Annotated in this window: 24 protein-coding genes and 1 other RNA gene; 10 read left to right on the forward strand and 15 right to left on the reverse strand. The window is 61.4% G+C overall.

Annotation, left to right across the window (positions count from 1 at the left end; translation table 11 throughout):
- Positions 1–17: 17 nt before the first annotated feature.
- Positions 18–1,187: an acetylornithine deacetylase gene (gene argE, locus SOP85_RS00125; RefSeq protein WP_274073637.1), complete on the reverse strand. Its 1,170-nt coding sequence runs from the start codon at positions 1,185–1,187 to the stop codon at positions 18–20.
- Between the two features lie 156 nt (positions 1,188–1,343).
- Here argE and SOP85_RS00130 point away from each other — a divergent pair, with 156 nt between their 5' ends.
- Positions 1,344–2,711: a CYTH domain-containing protein gene (locus SOP85_RS00130; protein WP_274073638.1), complete on the forward strand. Its 1,368-nt coding sequence runs from the start codon at positions 1,344–1,346 to the stop codon at positions 2,709–2,711.
- Between the two features lie 87 nt (positions 2,712–2,798).
- Here SOP85_RS00130 and SOP85_RS00135 read toward each other — a convergent pair whose 3' ends face one another.
- Positions 2,799–3,263, reverse strand: a complete 465-nt coding sequence (locus tag SOP85_RS00135; RefSeq protein WP_274073639.1) for an Lrp/AsnC family transcriptional regulator — start codon at positions 3,261–3,263, stop codon at positions 2,799–2,801.
- Positions 3,264–3,388: 125 nt separating this feature from the next.
- On the opposite strand from SOP85_RS00135, the gene SOP85_RS00140 reads away from it, so the two are divergent.
- The 3 genes from SOP85_RS00140 (at position 3,389) to SOP85_RS00150 (ending at position 5,989) form a co-directional block, all read left to right on the forward strand.
- Positions 3,389–3,727 (forward strand): hypothetical protein, encoded by a 339-nt coding sequence (locus tag SOP85_RS00140; RefSeq protein ID WP_323625688.1) that lies wholly within the window; start codon positions 3,389–3,391, stop codon positions 3,725–3,727.
- An 89-nt stretch (positions 3,728–3,816) separates the two neighbouring features.
- Complete coding sequence (locus SOP85_RS00145; protein ID WP_323625689.1) at positions 3,817–5,601, forward strand: GspE/PulE family protein; 1,785 nt, start codon at positions 3,817–3,819, stop codon at positions 5,599–5,601.
- 67 nt (positions 5,602–5,668) lie between these two features.
- Positions 5,669–5,989 carry a DUF2388 domain-containing protein gene (locus SOP85_RS00150; RefSeq protein WP_169857239.1) on the forward strand — a complete coding sequence of 107 codons (321 nt, stop codon included), beginning with the start codon at positions 5,669–5,671 and terminating at the stop codon, positions 5,987–5,989.
- Positions 5,990–6,153: 164 nt separating this feature from the next.
- Here the strand turns inward: SOP85_RS00150 and gcvP are convergent, their stop codons facing one another.
- The 10 genes from gcvP to SOP85_RS00200 form a co-directional block, all read right to left on the reverse strand.
- A complete protein-coding gene (gene gcvP, locus SOP85_RS00155; protein ID WP_323625690.1) occupies positions 6,154–9,027 on the reverse strand; it encodes an aminomethyl-transferring glycine dehydrogenase in 2,874 nt (957 codons plus the stop codon).
- A 201-nt stretch (positions 9,028–9,228) separates the two neighbouring features.
- On the reverse strand, positions 9,229–9,612 hold the full coding sequence (gene gcvH / locus SOP85_RS00160; protein WP_274073643.1) for a glycine cleavage system protein GcvH: 384 nt from the start codon (positions 9,610–9,612) through the stop codon (positions 9,229–9,231).
- Positions 9,613–9,662: 50 nt separating this feature from the next.
- Positions 9,663–10,745 carry a glycine cleavage system aminomethyltransferase GcvT gene (gene gcvT / locus SOP85_RS00165; RefSeq protein ID WP_323625691.1) on the reverse strand — a complete coding sequence of 361 codons (1,083 nt, stop codon included), beginning with the start codon at positions 10,743–10,745 and terminating at the stop codon, positions 9,663–9,665.
- A 155-nt stretch (positions 10,746–10,900) separates the two neighbouring features.
- Positions 10,901–12,517, reverse strand: coding sequence for an ABC transporter permease (locus tag SOP85_RS00170; RefSeq protein WP_323625692.1), 1,617 nt, complete (start codon positions 12,515–12,517; stop codon positions 10,901–10,903).
- A 127-nt stretch (positions 12,518–12,644) separates the two neighbouring features.
- The gene (locus SOP85_RS00175; RefSeq protein ID WP_274073646.1) at positions 12,645–13,649 is read right to left on the reverse strand and encodes an extracellular solute-binding protein; all 1,005 of its coding nucleotides are present in this window, start codon (positions 13,647–13,649) and stop codon (positions 12,645–12,647) included.
- Positions 13,650–13,877: 228 nt separating this feature from the next.
- Positions 13,878–15,095 (reverse strand): 2-octaprenyl-3-methyl-6-methoxy-1,4-benzoquinol hydroxylase, encoded by a 1,218-nt coding sequence (locus tag SOP85_RS00180; protein WP_323607229.1) that lies wholly within the window; start codon positions 15,093–15,095, stop codon positions 13,878–13,880.
- A 9-nt stretch (positions 15,096–15,104) separates the two neighbouring features.
- Positions 15,105–15,590 (reverse strand): DUF4442 domain-containing protein, encoded by a 486-nt coding sequence (locus SOP85_RS00185; RefSeq protein ID WP_274073647.1) that lies wholly within the window; start codon positions 15,588–15,590, stop codon positions 15,105–15,107.
- Positions 15,583–16,770: a 2-octaprenyl-6-methoxyphenyl hydroxylase gene (gene ubiH, locus SOP85_RS00190; RefSeq protein WP_274073648.1), complete on the reverse strand. Its 1,188-nt coding sequence runs from the start codon at positions 16,768–16,770 to the stop codon at positions 15,583–15,585. Before ubiH ends, SOP85_RS00185 begins: the two co-directional genes overlap by 8 nt.
- The gene (gene pepP / locus SOP85_RS00195) at positions 16,767–18,101 is read right to left on the reverse strand and encodes a Xaa-Pro aminopeptidase (protein ID WP_274073649.1); all 1,335 of its coding nucleotides are present in this window, start codon (positions 18,099–18,101) and stop codon (positions 16,767–16,769) included. Before pepP ends, ubiH begins: the two co-directional genes overlap by 4 nt.
- 28 nt (positions 18,102–18,129) lie before the next feature.
- Positions 18,130–18,687 carry a YecA/YgfB family protein gene (locus SOP85_RS00200; RefSeq protein ID WP_274073650.1) on the reverse strand — a complete coding sequence of 186 codons (558 nt, stop codon included), beginning with the start codon at positions 18,685–18,687 and terminating at the stop codon, positions 18,130–18,132.
- A gap of 194 nt (positions 18,688–18,881) precedes the next feature.
- Here SOP85_RS00200 and SOP85_RS00210 point away from each other — a divergent pair, with 194 nt between their 5' ends.
- From SOP85_RS00210 to SOP85_RS00225, 4 genes are all read left to right on the forward strand, one after another.
- The gene (locus tag SOP85_RS00210) at positions 18,882–19,091 is read left to right on the forward strand and encodes a TIGR02449 family protein (protein ID WP_007982902.1); all 210 of its coding nucleotides are present in this window, start codon (positions 18,882–18,884) and stop codon (positions 19,089–19,091) included.
- On the forward strand, positions 19,088–19,405 hold the full coding sequence (locus SOP85_RS00215) for a cell division protein ZapA (RefSeq protein WP_008055229.1): 318 nt from the start codon (positions 19,088–19,090) through the stop codon (positions 19,403–19,405). Before SOP85_RS00210 ends, SOP85_RS00215 begins: the two co-directional genes overlap by 4 nt.
- Before the next feature lie 30 nt (positions 19,406–19,435).
- Positions 19,436–19,614, forward strand: a non-coding RNA gene (gene ssrS / locus SOP85_RS00220) — 6S RNA.
- Between the two features lie 87 nt (positions 19,615–19,701).
- On the forward strand, positions 19,702–20,307 hold the full coding sequence (locus SOP85_RS00225; protein ID WP_274073651.1) for a 5-formyltetrahydrofolate cyclo-ligase: 606 nt from the start codon (positions 19,702–19,704) through the stop codon (positions 20,305–20,307).
- A 35-nt stretch (positions 20,308–20,342) separates the two neighbouring features.
- Here SOP85_RS00225 and SOP85_RS00230 read toward each other — a convergent pair whose 3' ends face one another.
- Positions 20,343–20,498 carry a hypothetical protein gene (locus SOP85_RS00230; RefSeq protein WP_274073652.1) on the reverse strand — a complete coding sequence of 52 codons (156 nt, stop codon included), beginning with the start codon at positions 20,496–20,498 and terminating at the stop codon, positions 20,343–20,345.
- A 196-nt stretch (positions 20,499–20,694) separates the two neighbouring features.
- On the opposite strand from SOP85_RS00230, the gene SOP85_RS00235 reads away from it, so the two are divergent.
- Positions 20,695–21,147 carry an EVE domain-containing protein gene (locus tag SOP85_RS00235; protein ID WP_274073653.1) on the forward strand — a complete coding sequence of 151 codons (453 nt, stop codon included), beginning with the start codon at positions 20,695–20,697 and terminating at the stop codon, positions 21,145–21,147.
- 140 nt (positions 21,148–21,287) lie between these two features.
- Here the strand turns inward: SOP85_RS00235 and SOP85_RS00240 are convergent, their stop codons facing one another.
- Positions 21,288–21,692, reverse strand: coding sequence for a flagellar basal body-associated protein FliL (locus SOP85_RS00240; protein ID WP_274073654.1), 405 nt, complete (start codon positions 21,690–21,692; stop codon positions 21,288–21,290).
- A 150-nt stretch (positions 21,693–21,842) separates the two neighbouring features.
- On the opposite strand from SOP85_RS00240, the gene SOP85_RS00245 reads away from it, so the two are divergent.
- Positions 21,843–22,820, forward strand: a complete 978-nt coding sequence (locus tag SOP85_RS00245; RefSeq protein ID WP_323625693.1) for an NADPH:quinone oxidoreductase family protein — start codon at positions 21,843–21,845, stop codon at positions 22,818–22,820.
- A gap of 65 nt (positions 22,821–22,885) precedes the next feature.
- On the opposite strand, the gene SOP85_RS00250 is transcribed toward SOP85_RS00245, so the two are convergent.
- Entirely contained in the window at positions 22,886–23,500 is a 615-nt protein-coding gene (locus tag SOP85_RS00250) for an energy transducer TonB (protein WP_323607214.1), read from the reverse strand.
- Between the last annotated feature and the right edge of the window lie 294 nt (positions 23,501–23,794).

The following is a 23,794-nucleotide window of genomic DNA, read 5'->3' on the forward strand; positions in this document are numbered from 1 at the left end:
CCTACAAGGGCTTGCGTTCAACCGACAGACGCCAGTTCTTTGGCCGGCGTCAGGCAGTAATGTTCAATCAACTGACGTAATAGATGCACCGTAGGCTGCAAACGTGACATTTCGAGGAATTCCCCCGGTTGGTGGGCGCAGGCGATATCGCCCGGGCCGAGCACCAGTGTTTCGCAGCCAAGGCGCTGAAGATAAGGCGCTTCGGTGCCGAATGCCACTGCTTCGGCGGCATGGCCGGTGAGCTTTTCGGCGATGCGCACCAGTTCCGCATCCTCAGCCTGTTCGAAAGGCGGCACGGCGGGGAACAGCGGTGCGTAATCGATCTTGACCTGATGGCGTTCGGCAATCGGCTTGAGCTTCTGCAGAATCTCGGCACGCAGGACCTTGGGATCCATCCCCGGCAACGGCCGCAGATCGAATTCCAGCGAACACTGGCCGCAGATACGGTTGGGGTTGTCGCCACCATGGATGCAGCCGAAGTTCATGGTCGGCATCGGCACGCTGAACTGCGGATTACGGAATTCGCGCTGCCACAGCAGGCGCAGGCCGCGCAGTTCGCCGATGGCATCGTGCATGGCCTCGAGCGCGCTGTGACCCAGGCGCGGGTCCGAGGAGTGGCCGCTTTGCCCAAGGATATCGATGCGCTCCATCATGATGCCTTTGTGCATGCGGATCGGCTTGAGCCCGGTCGGCTCGCCGATCACCGCCGCACGCCCCAGCGGGCGCCCCGCCTCGGCCAGCGCCCGGGCGCCGGACATCGAGCTTTCTTCATCGCAGGTGGCCAGGATCAGCAGCGGCTGCTTGAACGGTTGGTCGAGCAGCGGCTTGACGGCTTCGATGGCCAGGGCGAAAAAGCCCTTCATGTCGCAACTGCCCAGGCCGACCCAGCGGCCGTCGACTTCCGTCAGCTTCAGCGGGTCGGTCTGCCACAGCGCGCCATCGAACGGCACCGTATCGCTGTGACCGGCGAGCACCAGCCCGCCGGGCCCGCTGCCAAAACTGGCGAGCAGGTTGAATTTGCCGGGGCTGACCTGCTGGATGTCGCAGGCAAAGCCCAGGTCGCCGAGCCAGGCGGCCAGCAGGTCGATCACCGGACGATTGGATTGGTCGAGGCTTGCCTGGGTGCAGCTGACGGATGGTGCAGCGATCAGCGCAGCGAACTGATCTTTCATGGACGGCAAAGGCATCGCTGACTCCAACTCCCGGATTGAAGTCCATCATAGAGCCATCCGGTGACAGGAATAAACCGTCGCGCGGCGTAGGCAGGTCGAGTCCTGTACACTGCACGGCCTTGGCAGCCACCTTTTCCCCCGGCTGCGCTCCCGATCCTGGATTTTCCGGCCATGCAGAAAGAAACCGAAATCAAACTCCGCGTCAGCCGCGAAACCCTCGCCGCCCTGCGCGAGCACCCGTTACTGAAAAAACGCAACAAAAGTGGCTGGGAACGCCGTGAGTTGATGAATCAATACTTCGACACCCCGGAGCGAGACCTGGCCCGGGCCAAAGTCGCCCTGCGCCTGCGCAAGGATGGCGAAGAAGTGATCCAGACCCTCAAGACCCGCGGCCAGAGCGTCGCCGGCCTGTCCGTACGTAACGAGTACGACTGGAACCTGCCCAAGGCCAAACTCGATCTGAAAAAACTCGACGGTGAATGCTGGCCCGAAGAGCTGGCTGAACTGGACAAGAAAACCCTGAAAGCCATCTTCACCACCGATTTCGTCCGCGAGCGCGCGGAAATCGCCTGGGGCCGTGGCAAGACCAAGGTGGTCATCGAAGCGGCGCTGGACCTGGGCCATGTGGTGGTCGGCAAGCAGAAAGAAGAAATCTGCGAACTGGAACTGGAATTGCGCGAAGGCGAGCCCGCCGCTCTTCTGGAACTGGCCGCCGAACTGGCCGAGAAACTGGCCCTGATGCCATGCGACATCAGCAAGGCCGAACGCGGCTATCGCCTGTACGACGCCCACAGCTACTCGCTGAGCCTGCCGGCACCGCAGATCAGCGCCGAAACGCCACTGGACGACGCCTTCGCCGCGCTCAGCTGGCACTTGCTGGGCAGCAGCCAGCGCCTGGCCGAGCAGTATCGCTTCAATGGTCATTGGCGCCTGTTGCAGGACTGGGTCGAGAGCCTGGCTGAAATGCGCGCGCTGATCAGCAGCCTCGGCCAAGCCGCGCCACGTCAGTCGACCCACGATCTGCGAGTTGCACTCGACGCCTTGCTGGAAGACTGGCGCCCGCTGGTCCAGGCCGGCCTGGACGACGAAGACGTGCGCAAGGCCGCGCCGGAGCAGTTCCTCGAAGAACTCGAAGACCCTCGCTGGGGCCTGTTCTCCCTGAACACCTCGCGCTGGTTGCTGGCCCGCACCTGGACCGCCGACCGCAACACCCGCGGCAATCGCCAGGGCGCCGCGCAACTGGGCAGCTGGCTGCCACGTTTGCTGGGCGAAGAAGCCACTTCGCTGCAATTGCAGCGTTACCAGCAGCAGCCGGAAGACCTGGCTGAGCAACTGCCGCGCATCGAACGCATCCAGGTGTGGCTGCATCACGCACGCAACGTGCTGGAGATCCCGGAAATGGATCGCCTGTACGGCGAGCTGAACAAGCTGGCGCAATTGGCCAACGAGCCGATCACCGATGAAGTCCTGGATGCGCGCAAGCAGCAGGCGATCGCGGTGTATCAGAATCGTGCCTGGAAGATGCTTCTGCGTCTGTAATACCGCTATCGCCAGCAGGCTGGCTCCCACTGGGGATTTGTTGCGTACACAAAACCAATGTGGGAGCCAGCCTGCTGGCGATGGATTTCAGACCGGCAAACTGGTGGTCGACTTGATCTCCGACAACGCCACGACCGAGTTCACCTCCTGTATCCCCGGCACCAGCGACAGCTTCTCAAAGAAGAACCGCTCATACGCCTCGATGTCCGCCGCAACGATGCGCAACATGAAATCCACCGCCCCCATCAGCACGTAACACTCCAGCACCTCCGGAAACCCTCGAATCGCCTCGGTGAATTCGGTGAAGTTCGAACGGCCATGGGCGTTGAGCTTTACCTGGGCAAAGATCTGCGTGTTCAGGCCGATTTTCTTGCGGTCGAGCAAGGTGACCTGGCCACGAATGATCCCCTCCTCCTTCATCCGCTGAATCCTTCGCCAGCAAGGCGACTGCGATAGCCCCACCTGCTCGGCGATCTGCGCGCTCGAGAGCGAAGCATCCTCTTGCAGCAAGGCGAGAATCCTGCGGTCGTAGTTGTCCAGCTCGCTGTGCATAAAAAAACCTTAAACCGATAATTATGTGAATTGCACTATTCAAAAAAGCCGCAATATGCCTAATCATAGATAAGAAATACCCGGCGGCGAATGTAAAAATTTCTCCAACAACTTGGAGACCGAGCATGCCGTACCTGGAAGCCGTAAATACCTCGCCCACCCGCTTTGATGCCTGGAATGCCGGCAACGCCCATTGCCGCGTTCACTACCAATTGCTGGCGGAAGCCGAGCCAGATCTGCTGTGCCGTGCGCTCAATCTGTTCGCCTTGCAGTTCCTGACACCAGAACAGGTGCAGGTGCAGCGCCAGGAGGACTTGCTGGCGATCGATATCGTCATCGACGGATTGAGCTGGCATCGCGCCCAGGTGATCGCGGAAAAACTTCGAAACCTGATCAGCGTTTGCTCGGTCGAGCTGCAAAGCGTTGATTCGGCGTGGGTTGAAGCGGCCCGGGCAGCCGGCTGAAAAAACCCGATACGGCTTCGTCGGGTAGTGGCCCAACGGCCTGCAGGGTCACGACTATCCTTTGCGCACTGTCGTTCAAAGGAGCCCGCATGTCCGTACAAATCGCCTTTCAGGACCGCTGGCTGGATCTCAATGATGTGCTGCGTGAACTGGTCGCCCAGGGCTTCGTCAGCCAGGACTCGGCCGAACAGGCGTTCAATGCCCGACGCCGTAACGCCGCCCATGGCCAGATGCACCCGCTGGAATTCATCGCCAGCCAACACCTGGACGACCTCAGCCGTCCCGGCAAGCACCTCGACCTTGAAAGCCTGACCCTGTGGCTGTCGCAGCAGGCCGGCCAGCCTTACCTGCGGATCGATCCGCTGAAAATCAACGTCGCGGCCGTGACGCCGCTGATGTCCTACGCCTTCGCCCAGCGCCACAAGATCCTCGCAGTCTCGGTCGATCGCGACGCAGTGACGATCGCCAGCGCCCAGCCCTACGTCACCGCCTGGGAAGCCGACCTGACCCACGTGCTGAAGCTACCGATCAAGCGCGTGGTGGCCAACCCGGTGGACATCCAGCGTTTCAGCGTGGAGTTCTTCCGCCTGGCCAAATCGGTCACCGGCGCGAATAGCGGCGATCAGCAGGTCAACACCCTGGGGAACTTCGAACAGTTGCTCAACCTCGGCGCCAGCGATCAGGAGCCCGATGCCAACGACGCGCACATCGTCAATATCGTCGACTGGCTGTTCCAGTACGCCTTCCAGCAACGCGCCAGTGATATCCACATCGAGCCCCGGCGCGAACAGGGCACGGTGCGCTTTCGTATCGACGGCGTACTGCACAACGTCTACCAATTCCCGCCACAGGTGACCATGGCCATCGTCAGTCGCCTGAAGAGCCTCGGGCGAATGAACGTCGCAGAAAAACGCAAACCCCAGGATGGCCGGGTGAAAACCAAGACCCCGGAGGGCGGCGAAGTCGAGTTGCGACTCTCGACCCTGCCCACGGCCTTTGGCGAAAAAATGGTCATGCGCATCTTCGACCCGGAGGTGCTGCTCAAGGACTTCGATCAGCTGGGTTTTTCCGCCGACGACCTGCGACGCTGGCAGGACATGACCGGCCAGCCCAATGGCATCATCCTGGTCACCGGCCCCACCGGGTCGGGCAAGACCACCACGCTCTACACCACGCTGAAAAAACTGGCGACGCCGGAGGTCAACCTTTGCACCATCGAAGACCCGATCGAAATGGTCGAGCCGGCGTTCAACCAGATGCAGGTCCAGCACAACATCGACCTGACCTTCGCCGCCGGCGTCCGGGCGCTGATGCGGCAAGACCCGGACATCATCATGATCGGCGAGATCCGTGACCTGGAAACCGCCGAGATGGCCATCCAGGCTGCGCTGACCGGACACCTGGTGCTGTCGACGCTGCACACCAACGATGCACCCAGCGCCATCAGCCGCCTGCTGGAACTCGGCGTGCCGCATTACCTGATCAAGGCCACCGTGCTCGGCGTAATGGCCCAACGCCTGGTGCGCACCTTGTGCCCACATTGCAAGGCACCGCAAGCCTTGGCCGAAGAAGACTGGCAAACCCTGACCCGGCCCTGGCAGGCGCCGCTGCCTGGCAACACCCAGCGCGCCATTGGCTGCCTGGAATGCCGCGATACCGGCTATCACGGTCGCGCCGGGGTGTACGAAATCATGCAACTGAGCGACGGCCTCAAGGCGCTGATCAATCCCGACACCGACTTGCTGGCGGTGCGGCGCCAGGCGTTCAAGGAAGGCATGCGCAGCCTGCGACTGTCGGGTGCACAGAAAGTGGCGGCCGGTTTGACGACCATCGAGGAGGTGTTGCGGGTGACGCCGCAGAGCGAGCAGAAGTAGCCGGGCCGGGAGGGAACTCGATTGAGGGACGACAATCCAACACCGCAGTTAATCAGTGGAGTCACCCATCATGCGTCTCAAACTTGCTGTCGCTACCATCGCCCTGTTGTCCCTGCCTGTCGGTTCGGCGATGGCCGATAGCTTTTGGCGTAACGTCATTTCCTCCGGTGCAACCACCGGTTCGACCTACCTGACGTTCAAGGATCACAAGCTGATCGTCGCTGCCCAGGACGATGCCGGCAGCTTTGTCGCCAGTGACGGCGGCATCCGCGGCCCGTACCTGGAAGCGGCGATGCAGAAGGTTCGCGCCGACAACCCGGGGCTGCAGGCTACGGACATGGAACTGGCGAATGCGATTTTGGCGAAGAATGCCGTGGCCTCGGAATAAGCTTAGCCTGAACAAAAATGCCGCTCCCATGAGCGGCATTTTTTATGGCCAACACAAAACCCTCTGTAGGAGCTGGCTTGCCAGCGATGGTGGGTCAGACAAATTGATGTCGACTGACACTCCATCGCTGGCAAGCCAGCTCCTACAGGAGGGGTGTGTGTTTTTCAGCGGTACTCGTCCAGCGGCACACACGCACAAAACAGATTCCGGTCGCCGTAGACATTGTCCACCCGGTTCACCACCGGCCAGTACTTGTGCGCCTTGGTGTGAGCATCCGGCGTGACCGCTTGCTCAATGCTGTAAGGCCGCTCCCATACCCCAGTGATGTCCGCCAGCGTATGGGGCGCGCGTTTCAAAGGGTTGTCCTCGGCCGGCCAGTTGCCGTTCTGCACCTCGGTGATCTCCGCGCGGATACTCAGCATCGCCCCGATGAAGCGGTCCAGCTCCGCCTTCGATTCACTTTCAGTGGGCTCGACCATCAAGGTCCCCGGCACCGGGAACGACATGGTCGGCGCATGGAAGCCATAGTCCATCAGGCGCTTGGCCACGTCTTCTTCGCTGATACCGGTCAGCGCCTTCAGAGGTCGCAGGTCGAGAATGCATTCGTGGGCCACCCGCTCGTTGCGCCCGGTGTAGAGGACTGGAAACGCGCCGGACAGATGCCGCGCCAGGTAATTGGCCGCCAGGATCGCCACTTCGCTGGCGTCGGCCAATTGCGGCCCCATCATGGCGATGTACATCCAGCTGATCGGCAGAATGCTCGCGCTGCCCCAAGGCGCGGCACTGACGGCGCCGTTCTGCGGCAGCGGCCCTTCGATCGGCACCACCGGGTGGTTGGCCACGAAGGGTGCCAGGTGCGCGCGCACGCCAATCGGCCCCATACCCGGCCCACCGCCGCCATGGGGAATGCAGAAGGTCTTGTGCAGGTTCATGTGTGACACATCGGCGCCGATGTCCGCCGGGCGCGCGAGGCCAACCTGGGCATTGAGGTTGGCGCCGTCCATGTACACCTGGCCGCCGTGGCTGTGGATGACTTCACAGATTTCGCTGATGCCTTCCTCGTACACGCCGTGGGTCGAGGGATAGGTCGCCATCAGGCAGGCGAGTTTATCCCCGGCTTGGGCGGCTTTGTCTTTCAGGTCATCCAGATCGACGTTGCCCGCTTCGTCGCACTCGACAATCACCACGCGCATCCCGGCCATTTGCGCCGAGGCCGGGTTGGTGCCATGGGCCGATGAAGGAATCAGGCAGATATCCCGCCCGCCCTCCTGGCGGCTCTCGTGGTATTTGCGGATCGCCAGCAACCCGGCGTACTCGCCTTGGGCCCCGGAGTTGGGCTGCATGCAGATCGCATCGAAACCGGTGATCGCGCAGAGCCAACGCTCCAGTTCTTCGATCATCAATGAGTAACCGACCGCCTGCTCCTTGGGCGCGAACGGATGCAGGTTGGCGAACTGCGGCCAGGTAATCGGGATCATCTCGCTGGTGGCATTGAGCTTCATGGTGCAAGAGCCCAGCGGGATCATCGATTGATTGAGCGCCAGATCCTTGTTTTCCAGTTGCTTGAGGTAGCGCAGCATCTCGGTTTCGCTGTGGTGGGCGTTGAACACCGGATGGCGCAGGTAGGGCGAGGTTCGCCTGAGCACGTCGGGAATGCCGCCATCCAGAGCTTCAGCGTCCAGTTCCTCGACGTTGAGCCCATGATCGGCACCCAGAAACACATCGAGCAGTTTCGCCACCGTGCTTTCGTCAGAGGTTTCGTCGAGGCTCAAAGCCAACTGCCCACGCCCAAGAATGCGCAGGTTGATCTGCGCGGCCTGGGCGCTTTCGAGGATCGCGGTCTGGGTGCCACCGACTTCCAGGGTCAAGGTATCGAAGAAGTGTTGGTTGAGGCGGTTGATGCCCTTGCGCTCAAGGCCGGCGGCAAGGATGCAGGTCAGCCGGTGCACGCGCTGGGCGATCCGTTTGAGCCCCTCCGGGCCGTGATAAACCGCATAGAAACTGGCGATATTGGCCAGCAGCACCTGCGCGGTGCAGATGTTCGAGTTGGCCTTTTCACGACGAATATGCTGCTCGCGGGTTTGCAGCGCCATGCGCAGGGCAACGTTGCTGCGGGCGTCTTTCGACACGCCGATGATGCGTCCGGGAATCGCTCGTTTGTACTCGTCACGGCTGGCAAAAAACGCCGCATGAGGGCCGCCGTAGCCCATGGGCACGCCGAAACGCTGGGATGAGCCGAACACCACGTCGGCCCCCAGCTCCCCCGGCGGGGTCAGCAACAGCAGGCTCAACAGATCGGTGGCGACACAGGCCAGCGCCTGCTGGGCATGCAGATGATCGATCAACGGACGCAGGTCACAGATCTCGCCGCGGGTGTCGGGATATTGCAGCAGCGCACCGAACACCTGGTGCTGTTTCAAGTTATCCACAGCGTCGACGATCAGCTCGAAGCCGAAGCCTTCAGCGCGGGTTTGCACCACGGAGATGGTCTGCGGATGGCAATGTTCGTCGACAAAGAACAGATTGCTTTTCGACTTGGCGACCCGCTTGGCCAGGGCCATGGCTTCCGCCGCCGCAGTGGCTTCATCCAGCAGCGAGGCGTTGGCCAGTTCCAGGCCCGTGAGGTCGATGGTCAATTGCTGGAAATTCAGCAGGGCTTCGAGCCGACCCTGGGCAATTTCCGGTTGGTAGGGTGTATACGCGGTGTACCAGCCGGGATTTTCCAGGACGTTGCGCAGGATGACGGCCGGCGTCAACGTGCCGTGATAGCCCATGCCGATCAGGCTGGTCCAGACCTGGTTCTGCTCGGCGTAACCGCGCAGCTTGGCCAGCGCGGCTTCTTCGTCGAGGGCCGGCGGCAAATCGAGTGGCCGGTTCAGGCGGATTCCCGGCGGCACCGTCTGCTCGATCAACTCGACCCGGCTGCCGAGGCCCAGGCTGTCGAGCATTGCCTGTTGCTCGGCGGCATCAGGCCCGAGGTGGCGGCGAAGGAAGGCATTGGGGTCGCGTAACTGGCTCAGGGACGGCAACTGGGACATGACGGGCTCTCTCTTGACTGGCGCTCGGCGTCGATGCAACACGGTCAAACCAGCATAGCAGTCCCCTGAAAATCAAAAGATCGCAGCCTTCGGCAGCTCCTACAGGGGACCGCATTTCAATGTAGGAGCTGCCGAAGGCTGCGATCTTTTAGGGTACAAAAAAGCCCCGACAGGTCGGGGCTTTGGGGTAACGCTGAAGGCTTATTCGCCGATGGCGGCCTTGTAAGCCGCTGCATCGAGCAGCTTTTCCAGGTCAGCCGCGTTGCTTGGCTTGATCTTGAAGATCCACGCACCGTACGGGTCGGAGTTGAGCAACTCAGGTTCAGCGCTCAGTGCTTCGTTGACCGCGATCACTTCACCGGCAATCGGGGAGTAGATGTCGGAAGCGGCTTTTACCGATTCAACGACACCGGCCTGGTCTTCAGCGGCAAACACATTGCCCACTTCGGTCAGCTCAACGAACACCACATCACCCAGCGCTTCCTGCGCGTGATCGCTGATGCCCACGGTGACGGTGCCATCGGCTTCCAGGCGAGCCCATTCGTGACTCTCGGCAAAACGCAGGTCGGCAGGGATATCGCTCATGTTCTGTGTCCTCAGGAAAATGATCGGCGGTCAAGGTCCGCCGGAAAAGGTTAGATCAAGGTTTTGCCATGGCGGACGAAGGTCGGCTTGACCACTCGGACCGGGTACCACTTGCCACGGATTTCCACTTCTGCGCGGTCGGCCGTAGCCATTGGCACGCGCGCCAGTGCAATCGACTTGCTAAGCGTAGGAGAGAAACTACCACTGGTGATCTCCCCTTCGCCAACATCGGCGATGCGGACCACTTGATGAGCGCGCAAAACCCCGCGCTCCTCGAGGACCAGACCGACCAGCTTGTGTTGTATGCCGCCGCTGCGCTCGGCTTCCAGCGCCGTGCGGCCGATGAACTGGCGAGCGGCCGGCTCCCAGGCGATGCTCCAGGCCATGTTGGAGGCCAGCGGGGAAACGTCCTGGTGAATGTCCTGACCGTACAGGTTCATGCCCGCCTCGACCCGCAGGGTGTCACGCGCGCCCAGGCCAATGGGGGAAATGCCCGCGCCCACCAGATCGTTGAAGAATCCCGGTGCCTGGTCGGCCGGTAGAATGATTTCCAGGCCGTCTTCACCGGTGTAGCCGGTGCGTGCGATGAACCAGTCACCGTCGGGCTTGCCCTCGAAAGGCTTGAGCTGCTGGATCAATGTGCCGCGTGCCTGGTTCACCAACTCGGCAATCTTGTTCCGGGCATGAGGCCCCTGGATGGCCAGCATGGCCATTTCGGAACGCTCGTTAAGCTGCACATCGAAACCGTCGAGATGCGCCTGCATCCACGCCAGGTCCTGATCGCGGGTGGAGGCGTTGACCACCAGGCGGTAACCGCTTTCGAGGCGATAGACGATCATGTCGTCGACGATACCGCCGCGCTCATTGAGCATGGCGCTGTACAACGCGGAACCGGGTTTGTGCAGGCGTTCGACGTCGTTGGTCAGCAAATGCTGAAGCCATGCCTTGGCCTGGGGGCCGTCGACATCGATCACGGTCATGTGGGATACATCAAAAACACCGCAATCGCGGCGCACCTGATGATGCTCCTCGACCTGGGATCCATAATGCAGAGGCATATCCCAACCGCCAAAATCGACCATCTTCGCGCCCAGGGCGAGATGAAGGTCATACAGAGGCGTACGCTGTCCCATGGGTTTCTCCTTCCGGGCGTGGCGAAGGTGCGGGCCAGTGATACTGCTTGCGGGAGCCGTGAAATAAAAGGCTTCCAGCTGTTTTCACTACCTTGTCTGTCAGACGGACCGCACCGAATGCCGCGCATTGTAGCCGCATGGTGTAGGACTGGCACCTAGCTGTTTCGATGCGCCGAACGACGTATCAATCCGATGACCGGTAGCAGTCCGACCAAAACCAGGGTCAAGGCCGGCAAAGAGGCCCTCGCCCACTCGCCTTCACTGGTCATTTCGAAGATCCTCACCGCCAGCGTATCCCAGCCAAACGGGCGCATCAGGAGGGTCGCGGGCATTTCCTTGAGCACATCGACGAACACCAGCAACGCCGCGCTCAACGAACCGGGGAGCAGCAACGGCAGATACACTTTGAAAAACAGTCGCGGACCACTGACGCCCAGGCTACGTGCCGCTTCGGGCAAAGATGGCCGTATTCGCGCCAGACTGCTTTCCAGCGGACCGTAAGCCACGGCGATGAAGCGCACCAGATAGGCCAGCAGCAACGCCAGCAGGCTGCCCAGCAGCAACGGCTTGGCAGCCCCACCGAACCAACCGGAGAGCGGGATCACCAGTTCACGATCCAGGTAACTGAACGCCAGCATGATCGACACCGCCAGCACCGAACCGGGCAAGGCGTAGCCAAGGTTGGCCAGGCTGACCCCGGCGCGGATGCCTTGGGTGGGCGCCAGCCGCCGGGCAAACGCCAAGACCAAGGCGACACTGACGGTGATCAACGCCGCCATCGTCCCCAGGTACAAGGTGTGGAGTATCAGCGCGGTGTAGCGCTCATCCAGGTCCAGGCGCCCGCGCTGCCAGAACCAGACCAGCAGCTGCAGCATCGGAATGACGAAGGCGCAGGCGAACACCAGCGCGCACCAGGCTGTCGCCAACAGCGCCTTGAGCCCGCGCAGGTGGTACAACGCCTTGACCCGTGGCCGTTCGTTGCTCGCCCGGTTGGCACCGCGGGCGCGCCGCTCGCCGTACAGTACGAGCATCACCACCAGCAGCAACAGGCTGGCCAGTTGCGCGGCGCTGGAGAGGCTGAAAAACCCGTACCAGGTCTTGTAGATGGCGGTGGTGAAGGTGTCGAAGTTAAAGACCGACACGGCGCCGAAATCCGCCAGGGTTTCCATCAGCGCCAAGGCGACGCCAGCGCCGATGGCGGGACGCGCCATGGGCATCGCAACGCGCCAGAACGCCTGCCATGGGGATTGACCGAGCACCCGCGCCGCTTCCATCAAGCCCTTGCCCTGAGCGAGAAACGCGGTGCGGGCCAGCAGATAAACGTAGGGATAGAAGACCAGCACCAGGACCAGTATCACCCCGCCCGTGGAGCGCACGCGCGGCAATCGCAGGCCAGTGCCGAACCACTCCCGCAGCAGGGTCTGCACGGGGCCGGCAAAATCCAGCAGCCCGACAAAGACGAACGCCAGCACGTAGGCCGGAATCGCAAAGGGCAGCATCAGTGCCCAGTCCAGCCAGCGCCGGCCGGGGAATTCGCAGAGGCTGGTGAGCCAGGCCAGGCTCACCCCCAGCACCGTCACGCCAACGCCGACACCGAGTACCAGGGTCAGGGTGTTGCCCAGCAGGCGCGGCATCTGGGTTTCCCAGAGGTGAGACCAGATCTGCTGGTCGATGGTTTGCCAGGACAACAGCAGGACGCTGAGGGGCAGCAGGACCAGCGCAGCGATGGCGAAGACCAGGGGATACCAGCGGCGTTGGGCGGGGTGGGCCAAGGGATGGTTCTCGCAAAATCCTGAATTGTAGGGAAAACGCAAAAAGATCGCAGCCTCCGGCAGCTCCTACAGGGGACCTGTGTAGGAGCTGCCGAAGGCTGCGATCTTTTGCTTTAAAACCGTGGCGTCAGTTCCAGCCAGCCCGGTCCATCATGCGAATCGCTTCGGCCTGGCGCTTGCCCGCGACTTCCACCGGCAGGGTATCGGCGACGAACTTGCCCCAGGCGGCGACTTCGGCGGAGGGCTGCACGGTCGGGTTGGCCGGGAATTCCTGGTTCACGTCGGCGAAGATCTTCTGCGCCTCAGGCGTGGTCATCCACTCCACCAACGCCTTGGCCGCTTCCGGGTGCGGCGCGTTTTTGATCAGGCCGATGCCCGACAGGTTGACGTGCACGCCGCGATCCGCCTGGTTCGGCCAGAACAGTTTTACCGGCAGGTCCGGCTTCTGCTTGTGCAGGCGGCCGTAGTAGTAGGTGTTGACGATGCCGACGTCGCACTGGCCGGCATTGATGGCCTCGAGCACCGCCACGTCGTCGGAGAACACGTCAGTGGACAGGTTGTTGACCCAGCCCTTGAGGATCTTCTCGGTTTTCTCGGCGCCGTGCACTTCGATCATGGTGGCGGTCAGGGACTGGTTGTAGACCTTCTTCGCCGTGCGCAGGCACAGGCGACCTTCCCAGTTCTTGTCGGCCAGCGCTTCGTAGGTGGTCAGTTCGCCCGGTTTCACCCGGTCGGTGGAATAGGCGATGGTCCGCGCGCGCAGGCTCAGGCCGGTCCAGGCATGGGAGGCCGCGCGGTATTGCAGCGGAATGTTGGCATCGATGGTTTTCGAGGTGAACGGCTGGAGGATGCCCATCTGCTCGGCTTGCCAGAGGTTGCCGGCATCGACGGTCAGCAGCAGGTCGGCGGGCGTGTTCTCGCCCTCGGCCTTGATCCGCTGCATCAGCGGCGCTTCCTTGTCGGTGATGAACTTCACCTTGACCCCGGTTTTCGCGGTGTAGGCATCGAAGACAGGCTTGATCAGTTCGTCGATGCGCGAGGAGTAGACCACTACCTCGTCAGCGGCCTGGGCGGCGGTGCTGCCGATCAGAGTCAGGGCCAGTGCGGTCAGTAGACGCTTCGGTGCCAACATGGGAGCGGTCTCTCGATTGAAAAAGTGAGGGCAAATGATAAGGACTCACATTTGCCTTCTCAATCGAACAGTTTGCGGAGGAGTTACCAGATGTTGCACAGGCCCGCGAATTTGCTGTGATCCCTGTAGGAGCTGCCGAAGGCTGCGATCTTTTGATTTTGCTTTTAAAAAGAGCAAGATCAAAAAATCGCAGCCTGCGGCAGCTCCTACAGGGGTATAGGGGAGGTGTCAGGCCTTGGCGAGGGCCGGCAGGTCGCCGATCAATCCCAACGCCTCACGCACGAACAGCGCCTTGGCCTCGGGCATCCGGTCGACCATCTTCAACCCGGTATTACGCAACCAGCGCACCGGCAATGGATCAGCCTGGAACAGCCGCTCGAAGCCTTCCATCGCCGCCATCAGCGCCAGGTTATGCGGCATGCGCCGACGCTCATATCGACTCAACACCTTCACATCCGCCAGGCGCTCGCCACGCGTGTTGGCCTGCAACAGGACTTCGGCCAGCACCGCCGCATCGAGGAAACCGAGGTTCACGCCCTGCCCGGCCAATGGATGAATGGTGTGCGCCGCGTCGCCGATCAGGGCCAGGCCCTCGGCCACGTAACGCTTGGCATGGCGCTGACGCAGGGGCACGCACAGACGCGGGTCGGCGCTGAGCACGCTGCCTAGCCGGCCTTCGAAGGCCCGCTCCAGCGCGCGACAGAAACCCTCGTCATCCAGCGCCATCAGCTGTTCGGCTTCGCCAGGAGTGGTCGACCAGACGATCGAGCACCAATCCTGCTGACCGTCGCGCTCCAGCGGCAGGAACGCCAGCGGACCGTTGTCGGTAAACCGCTGCCAGGCGGTCGCTTGATGGGGCTTGGAACTGCGCACGCTGGTGACGATGGCGTGGTGCAGGTAATCCCACTCCCGCGTGGCGACACCGGTCAGGCGCCGCACCGCCGAGTTGGCGCCATCCGCCGCGATCACCAGCGGCGCGCGCAAGGTACGGCCATCGGCCAGGGTCAGCAGCCAGTCGTCGCCGGAGCGGCGCATCTGCTCCAGTCGCGCGTTGGCCAGCATGCCCAGGTCACAGTCGTGCAATCGGTCGAGCAAAGCGTCCTGAACCACACGGTTCTCGACGATATGACCCAGTACCTCCGCGTGCACACTGGTCGCGGAAAAATGGATTTGCCCTGTGCCGCTGCCATCCCAGACCTGCATCTCGCTGTAAGGGCTGCTGCGCCGGCTGGCGATGCCGTCCCAGACACCCAGGCGTTCGAGAATTCGCTGACTGGCAATGGACAATGCACTCACTCGCGGCTCGAACGGCGCTTGCGGGTCATAGGGTTTGACGCTCATCGGGCTGCCATCGAGCAGCAGGACTTCCAGCCCGCTGTCCTGCAACGCCAGCGCCAGGGCGCTGCCGACCATTCCGGCCCCGACAATCAGCAGATCTGCGCGCATTTCCATGCTTTAAGCCTGTCTCGCTTGCGGCTTGAGCCGCACGTAAAGGGTTTTTCCGACACGCGCCACCAGGTTACCGGCGCCGTCATGAATATCGACCTGCAATTGCGGCAGGTACTTCCTGCCATCCGCCGTCTGCCGCCGGATCTCGTCGAGCAGGGTGTCGTCAATGTTGAAACGGGCAAACACCGGGCCTTTGCCCGGCGCGATGAAATCGATGTCGGCGGCCTTGTCCCAGACGATGTAATCGCGACCCAGGTTTTCCATCAACATCAACATGAAGAACGGGTCGACCATCGAATACAGGCTGCCGCCGAACTGCGTGCCGACGTAATTGCGGTTGTACCAGCTCAGGCCCATGGACACCTGGACGTCACGAAAGTCATCGCTGATGTGCCGTACCCGAACCCCGGCCCCAAGGTACGGCGGGTAGAGGTTCATGAACCGGCACATCAGGCGGGCCTTGCCAAACCGGCGGGTCAGCCACTTAAACATCAGGACGGGTACCCAGGCCCATGGCTTGCCGGGCGAACCAGCGCTTGGCCGGCGGCAGCAGGTCCAGGCCGAGCAGGCCCAGGTTGCGACCCAGTGATACCAGGGGCTGGGTGCTGCCGAACAGGCGCGTGACCTGGTCGGAGAATCCGACGGTGAGGTTCTGGTCCAGTCGCTGGCGCTCGCGGTAATCCTGCAAGGTGGCGAAATTGCCCGGCAGTTGTTCGCTGGCGAGCAGTGCATCGGCCAGCGCCTGGGCATCGCGCAGGGACAGGTTGAAGCCCTGGCCGGCAATCGGGTGCAGGCTGTGGGCCGCATTGCCGAGCACCACCAGGTGCGAGCGCACCTGCTCTTCGGCCTCCACCAGCGCCAGCGGATACAAGTGCCGCACACCGACTTGCTTCAACGTGCCGAGGCGATAACCGAATACCCCCTGCAGCTCGCTCAGGAAACTGCGCTCATCGAGGGCGGCCAGGCGTTGCGCATCCATGCCCTGACGCGTCCAGACCAGCGCACAGCGGTTGTCCGGCAACGGCAGCAACGCCATCGGGCCATCGTCGGTGAAGCGCTCGAACGCCATGCCTTCATGGGCTTCGCTCGGGGTGATGTTGGCGATCAGCGCGCTCTGGTTGTACGGGCGCTTCCTGATGCCGATGCCCAGTTGCTCGCGCAGGCCGGAACGGCCGCCATCGGCGAGCACGGCGAGATCACAATCGAACGAGGTTTCATCACTCAGGGTCAGGCGGTAGCCGTCGGTGAGCGGCTCCATGCGCGTGACTTCCGCCGGGCAACGCCAGCTGATCACGTCCTTGTCCAGGCCTTGCCACAGGCAGTGTCCGAGCCAGGCGTTTTCCACCACGTAACCCAGCGCCGGAACGCCCTCTTCCATCGCCGACAGTCGCGCCGTGGAAAAACGCCCGCGGTCAGAGACGTGGATCTGCTTGATCGGCTCGGCGCGGCGGGAGATTTCCTGCCAGGCGCCCAAGCGCTGGTAAATCTGCCGCGCACCGAAGGACAACGCCGTGGAGCGTGCGTCGTAACTGGGTTGATAGGCGTCACCGGGGGCAAACGGTTCGATCAGCACGATCTTCCAGCCACGCGCCTTTGCCCCAGCCTGTAAGGCCAATGCCAGACTGGCACCGACCAGGCCGCCACCGATAATCGCCAGGTTGAAACGACTCATGCCGCTTGTGTCCGTGCTTGCGCCATCAGGGCCTCGATTTCGGCGACCGTTTTCGGCACGCCTTTGGTCAGGATTTCACAGCCGGTTTTGGTGACCACCACGTCGTCCTCGATGCGCACGCCAATGCCGCGCCATTTCTTCGCTACGTTCTGGTTGTCTGCAGCGATATAAATCCCCGGCTCCACGGTCAGCGCCATGCCGACTTCCAGCACGCGCCATTCACCGCCGACCTTGTACTCGCCGACGTCGTGCACATCCATGCCCAGCCAATGGCCGGCGCGGTGCATGTAAAACGCCTTGTAGGCCTCGCTGGCAATCAGTTCGTCGACATCGCCTTGCAGCAAGCCCAACTCGACCAGACCCGCAGTGATCACCCGGACCGTGGCTTCGTGCGCCTGATTCCAGTGCTTGTTCGGGGCAATCTCGGCAAATGCCGCTTCCTGGGCCGCCAGCACCAACTCGTAGATCGCCTTCTGTTCCGCGGAATACTTGCCGTTGACCGGCCAGGTACGGGTGATGTCGCTGGCGTAGCAGTCGATCTCGCACCCGGCGTCGATCAGCACCAGATCGCCGTCCTTGAGCAGCGCGTCATTCTGCTGGTAGTGCAGGATGCAGCTGTTGCGCCCTGCGGCGACGATCGACCCGTAGGCGGGCATCTTGGCCCCGCCCTTGCGAAATTCGTAATCGAGCTCGGCCTCCAGGCTGAACTCATGCAGCCCGACACGGCTGGCCTGCATCGCGCGCACGTGCGCCTGGGCGGAAATCCGTGCGGCTTCGCGCATCACTTTCACTTCTGCCGCCGATTTATACAGGCGCATGTCGTGCAGCAGATGATCCAGGGCAACGTATTCGTTCGGCGGCTGGGCGCCGAGGCTGGCCTTGGAGCGGATCACGTTGATCCAGTCCATCAGGTGCCGGTCGAACTCCGGGTTGCTGCCCATGGCCGAATACACCCGGTCACGGCCTTCGATCAGGCCGGGCAGGATGTCGTCGATATCGGTGATGGGGAAGGCGTCGTCGGCACCGAAGTCGCGAATCGCGCCCTCTTGCCCGGCACGCAGGCCGTCCCACAACTCGCGCTCGGCGTTGCGTTCACGGCAGAACAGGATGTATTCGCCATGCACACGCCCCGGCATCAGGACCAGTACGGCCTGGGGCTCGGGAAAACCGCTGAGGTACTGGAAGTCGCTGTCCTGACGGTAGACGTGCTCGACGTCGCGGTTGCGGATGGCCACCGCGGCGGCAGGCAGGATGGCGATGCTGTTGGGTTCCATCTGCGCCATCAGGGCCTTGCGGCGACGGCTGTATTCCGCTTTCGGGATATGAATCATGGGCAGATGGCTTTCCCTGGCTTTTTGATCAGTGCAGCGACGGCTTGGCGGCAGCCGCCACGTCTTTTTTGGTTTCGGAGAACAGCAGCAACGGCGCGATGCGCACGTACTCCATGACTTCCATATAGTCGCTTTCGCCGTCGTCCGACTCTTCCAGTGCTTCTTGCACCTGGGAAATGGCTGCAAGGTCCTGCAACACTTCGGTGGCCTCCAGGCTCAGGCTGCTGCTGTCGCGGCAGTTCAGGCCGAAACCGCTGAGGAAGCCCTGGCACCATTGGCCCAGTGCCGCGGCACGCTCGGCGAGCGGGGCGTCATCGGTCGGCAGCAGCAGGACCACGGTCACGTCGTCGCCGGTGAGCTCGCCCTTGACCATCTCCTGCAGGCCGATCAAGGCGCTGCGAACGTTGTCCTGAGGCTCGTTTTCGAGCAGTTCGGCGGCGTCGATCAGCCAGCCTTCGGCCTCGAAACCGGCGCCGGCGCAGCTGCGGCCGAGCAACAGGCCGTGCAGTTCGGCAGGCGAGACGTTATGACCGCTGGAAGTCAGCAGGTTGGCGAAGGCTTGGTACGGGGAATTCTGAATGGTCATGGGCAGCTAGGCGCCAGACGGCGCTATGTCTAGAATGAAGGCCTTGTATCCTACATCGACTACCCCTGTAGGAGCGAGCTTGCTCGCGATGGTCGTCAACGATAACGTTGGTTACCTGACACCCCGCGGCGATCTCTGGTTCATCGCGAGCAAGCTCGCTCCTACAGTCCATCACCCATCAGACAGTGAAGACAATGGAAGACACCGACCTGCAAGCGCTGATGGCCAGACTCGAACTGCTGATTACCCGAGTCGAGCAACTTAAGAGCCAAAACGGACTCTTACTAGCTCAGGAAAAGACCTGGCGCGAGGAACGCGCGCACCTCATTGAAAAAAACGAAATCGCCCGGCGTAAGGTCGAATCGATGATTTCGCGCCTCAAGGCCCTGGAGCAAGACTCATGAGTTCAAGCAATAGCGTCACTGTGCAGATCCTCGACAAAGAATATTCGATCATCTGCCCCCAGGAAGAACGCAGCAACCTGGTGAGCGCCGCCCGCTACCTGGACGGCAAGATGCGCGAAATCCGCAGCAGCGGCAAAGTCATCGGCGCCGATCGCATCGCCGTGATGGCCGCGTTGAACATCACCCACGACCTGCTGCACAAGGAAGAACGACCGGACATCCAGGCCAGCGGTTCGACTCGCGAACAGGTGCGCGACCTGCTCGATCGAGTCGATCTGGTGCTCGCCACTGATCCGGATGTCACCAAAGGCTGATTCGTGTCACCGCTTGCGGTATACTCTGATCACTCCCTGGGGTGCTTGCCAGTTGGCGATGTCCCTGAGCCGATTTGCTATACCCTGGAGGTTGCACGTTGGGCTGGTGTGCATGTCCGCTAGACGGAAAGCCTGAAAGCCTACTGCATCTTCCACCTTGAACTTTCGGGTTCAAGGGCTAAGTCGACAGCGGTACATCCGGGGAGCCTGATTCCAGTCCGATGCCGGTTTAAATACCGGCATCGGCGTTTCTACAGATACGATATCTGTAATTGCATTACCGAAGCCCCGAATCCATGACCGAACCTGCGCTGCTCCCTCGCCCGCAACTTCGACGCATGTTGCGCAAGGCCCGCCGCGCACTGACGCCCTGTCAGCAACGCCAGGCGGCCCGCGGGCTGTACAAGCAATTGGCCCAGCAACCGCTGTTTCGCCGCGCCAGGCACATCTCCCTTTATCTGCCCACTGACGGTGAAATCGATCCGCGCCTGCTGCTGCGTGCGGCTCAACGTCGGGGCAAGGCCACCTATCTACCGGTGCTCAGCGCCTGGCCGCGCACCAAGATGGTGTTCCAGCGCATCCGCCCCGGCGAAAAACTCAGGCTCAATCGCTTCCGTATCCTGGAACCCAGGCACAACCTCGCCCGGCAACGTAAAGTCTGGGCGCTGGATCTGGTGCTGCTGCCATTGGTGGGGTTTGACGATGTCGGCGGGCGCCTGGGCATGGGCGGCGGCTTCTATGATCGCAGCCTGGCCTACCTGGCGCGCCGCAATGACTGGCGCAAGCCGACGTTGCTGGGACTGGCCCACGAATGTCAGAAGGTCGAGCGACTGGCTCAGGCGAGCTGGGATGTGCCGTTGCAGGGAACGGTGACGGACAAGGCCTGGTATTACGCAGGCTAGACGCCACCGGATTCAGCGGCGTCGAAAAGCGCGGATCAGCGTTTGAAGGCTGTCGACTGTTGCTGCAATGACGAGATTTCGACCGGTGCATCGTTCTTGTTGACCCACAGGCTTTGGGCATAGCCAGTGGTCACGACGCCGAGGCCGAACAAAATAACCAAAATCCATAGTAAATCCGGTTTGCGTTTCATCGATTGCCCCCCAAAGGCATATCAACACGATGACAGCAGCGGTTTCCGTTTGTTGGCCGTGCAGCAGCGTCAAGCTTGAAAGGCCGGCATTTTGCGACAACGTGAACCGGCACGCAAATGCTGGCGTCAACCGACTGTCGGTTTGTCATAAAATTGCCCGACAACCTCTCCACCCACTTCGCAAGGAGCCAGAACCATGGCCTATTGGCTGATGAAGTCCGAGCCCGACGAGCTCTCGATCAAAGATTTGGAAAAGCTCGGCAAAGCGCGCTGGGACGGGGTTCGCAACTATCAGGCGCGTAACTTTTTGCGGGCCATGGCGGTGGGGGACGCGTTCTTTTTCTATCACTCGAGCTGCCCGGAGCCGGGGATTGCTGGCATCGGCAAGATTGTCGAAGCCGCGTATCCCGACCCGACGGCGCTCGAGCCTGAGAGCCACTACTACGATCCAAAGGCAACGGCAGAAAAAAACGCCTGGAGCGCGATTGATGTCGCGCATGTCGAGACGTTTTCCCGGGTGTTGAAACTCGATTATCTGAAGCAGCAGACGGCGCTGGCCGAGATGCCGCTGGTGCAGAAGGGCTCGCGGCTGTCGGTGATGCCGGTGACAGAGGAGCAGTGGGCGGCGGTGATTGCGCTCAAGCCGTAATATTTGCAGCGACTCTGCGAATGCCTTCGCTGGCAAGCCAGCTCCCACAGGGTTCTGTGGTGAATGCAGGATTGTGATTCACCACAAACCTTGTAGGAGCTGGCTTGCCAGCGAAGAGGCCGGTAAAGGCGCTGCAAAACTTATTGGATGATCAGGTTGTTGAACAACAAATCCTCAACCACCGGCTTGCCCGTTTCATCATTCATGATCTGCTGGGTTTGCTTCAAGGCTTCCTGACGCAGCTTTTCCTTGGCCTCGACATTGTTCATCGTCTCGCTGGACTGCTGGGCAAACAACGCCACCAGTTGATTGCGAATCAGCGGCTCGTTGGCCTTCACCGCCTTGGTGGCCTCGTCACCGGTCACACGCAAGGCCACATCGGCCTTGTAGACCTTGAGCTTGGGCGTTCCATCCAACCCGTAGTTGCCCACGAACGGCGGGCTCAAGGTGACGTAATTGACCTTCGGCGCCACCTCTTCCTTTTCCTCGGCCACCGCTGCCACAGGTAGGGACAGGGCCAGCAACAACATGATCCACGCTTTCACAATTCGCTCCTTATCCGGTTTGCGGCCCAGCATAACCACCCGCCACGCCAACACAAGCTTATGGCTGACTATCAGGCCCGGGCATGCTCGTTGACCCGTCGACTCACACACCTACACTTATCGGCCATCACTCCAAAAGGAATAGCCCTGATGAAAGCCGTGCTGTGCAAAGCCTTCGGTCCTGCCGAATCGCTGGTGCTGGAAGACGTCGCCAGTCCTGTCGCGAAGAAGAACGAAATCCTGCTGGAGGTACACGCCGCCGGGGTGAACTTCCCCGACACGCTGATCATCGAGGGCAAGTACCAGTTCAAGCCGCCCTTCCCTTTTTCCCCGGGCGGTGAAGCCGCAGGCATCGTCAGCGAAGTGGGCGAAAAGGTCAGCCACCTGAAAGTCGGCGACCGGGTCATGGCCCTGACCGGCTGGGGCAGTTTTGCCGAACAGGTCGCAGTGCCCGGCTACAACGTGTTGCCGATCCCGCCCTCCATGGACTTCAACACCGCCGCCGCCTTCAGCATGACCTACGGCACCTCGATGCACGCCCTCAAGCAACGCGGCAACCTGCAACCCGGCGAAACCCTGCTGGTACTGGGCGCCTCCGGCGGTGTCGGCCTGGCGGCAGTGGAAATCGGCAAGGCCATGGGCGCCCGGGTGATCGCCGCAGCCAGCAGCGCGGAAAAACTCGCCGTTGCCAAGGCTGCGGGCGCCGATGAACTGATCAACTACAGCGAAACCAGCCTCAAGGACGAAATCAAACGCCTGACCGACGGCCAGGGCGCCGACGTGATCTACGACCCGGTAGGTGGCGACCTGTTCGACCAGGCCATCCGCGCCATCGCCTGGAACGGCCGCCTGCTGGTGGTCGGTTTCGCCAGCGGACGCATCCCCGAACTGCCGGTGAACCTGGCACTGCTCAAGGGTGCAGCGGTATTGGGCGTATTCTGGGGCTCGTTTGCCCAGCGCCAGCCCCAGGACAACACCGCGAACTTCCAGCAATTGTTTGGCTGGTTTGCAGAGGGCAAGTTGAAGCCGCTGGTGTCGCAGGTGTATCCGTTGAGCAATGCGGCGCAGGCCATCAATGATCTTGGCCAGCGCAAGGCGGTCGGGAAGGTGGTGGTGCAGGTTCGCTGAATCAGCGCATGATAAAAAAGGCCAGAACAACTGACATGGTTCTTCTGGTCCTTTCGTTTATATGCCTAGAGCAATTTGCGAATGTCCTCCGGCAAAAACCTCGCGTACCTGGAAACAGGTCTGTTCATGCATTGCCTGACAATCACCGGCACCTTCCTGTTCAGCTGGGCTATCAGCGCAAGACGTCGCTCATTGCTCAGCGTTGTCGTAGAAAACGCGTTCGACAGGTAAGCACGGGTATAGTGAAACGCGGCGACATCCCCCCAGGCATGATCCGGGGTACGAACAGTTCTTTCGTTGAGATCCCGACATTTCAATTCCTTAAGCCATTTGTTGAGGTCAATTGGCAGCGCTGAATCGTATCTGAAGATCATCGGTGCTATCACTTCCTGCTCCGCTGGTTTGTCACCCTCGACCGTCCACGGTTTGAATCGCCATTGCTCAATCGCCACTCTGGTCGCCTCAGCGAGATCGGGATGGTCGCTTTGCAAAATGCTCACCTTGCTGACCGATCCATCGGCATTGACCATAAATCTGACCCGAACATCACCAATGATCCCGGCCCGTTGAAGTGCCGGCGGGTAAATCGGCTTCGGGTTATTGTCCGGTATCAGGAAAACCTCCCCGGCCAGGATTTCGCCAGACATCACCAGCATGAGCATCAACACAAACCACCGCATAAACCTTCCCCCTCACACCTGAAATGCCATGTCTGGCAGTAGGACCAAGGGTAGAGATGCAGGGTTTTAAGCTGAAGGTCATGGTGTCTGGTAGTAACGCAGGACATTTCCCAAAAACCTGCCCTATTCCTGGCAAATCAGGCTTATCGAAACGCCAAGAGTAATTATTCCTACACCGCCCTTCATTTACACCTGAGCGACATGTTCATAAAGGAACGCTCGAATTCCAACATTTCCGCTGTTTTGCCGATGCGAACCGATGCTATTTTCGGTAACGAAACTGTAACATTCGCA

This window comes from Pseudomonas sp. YuFO20 (assembly GCF_035064975.1).
GTDB classification, from domain to species: Bacteria; Pseudomonadota; Gammaproteobacteria; order Pseudomonadales; family Pseudomonadaceae; genus Aquipseudomonas; species Aquipseudomonas putida_AE.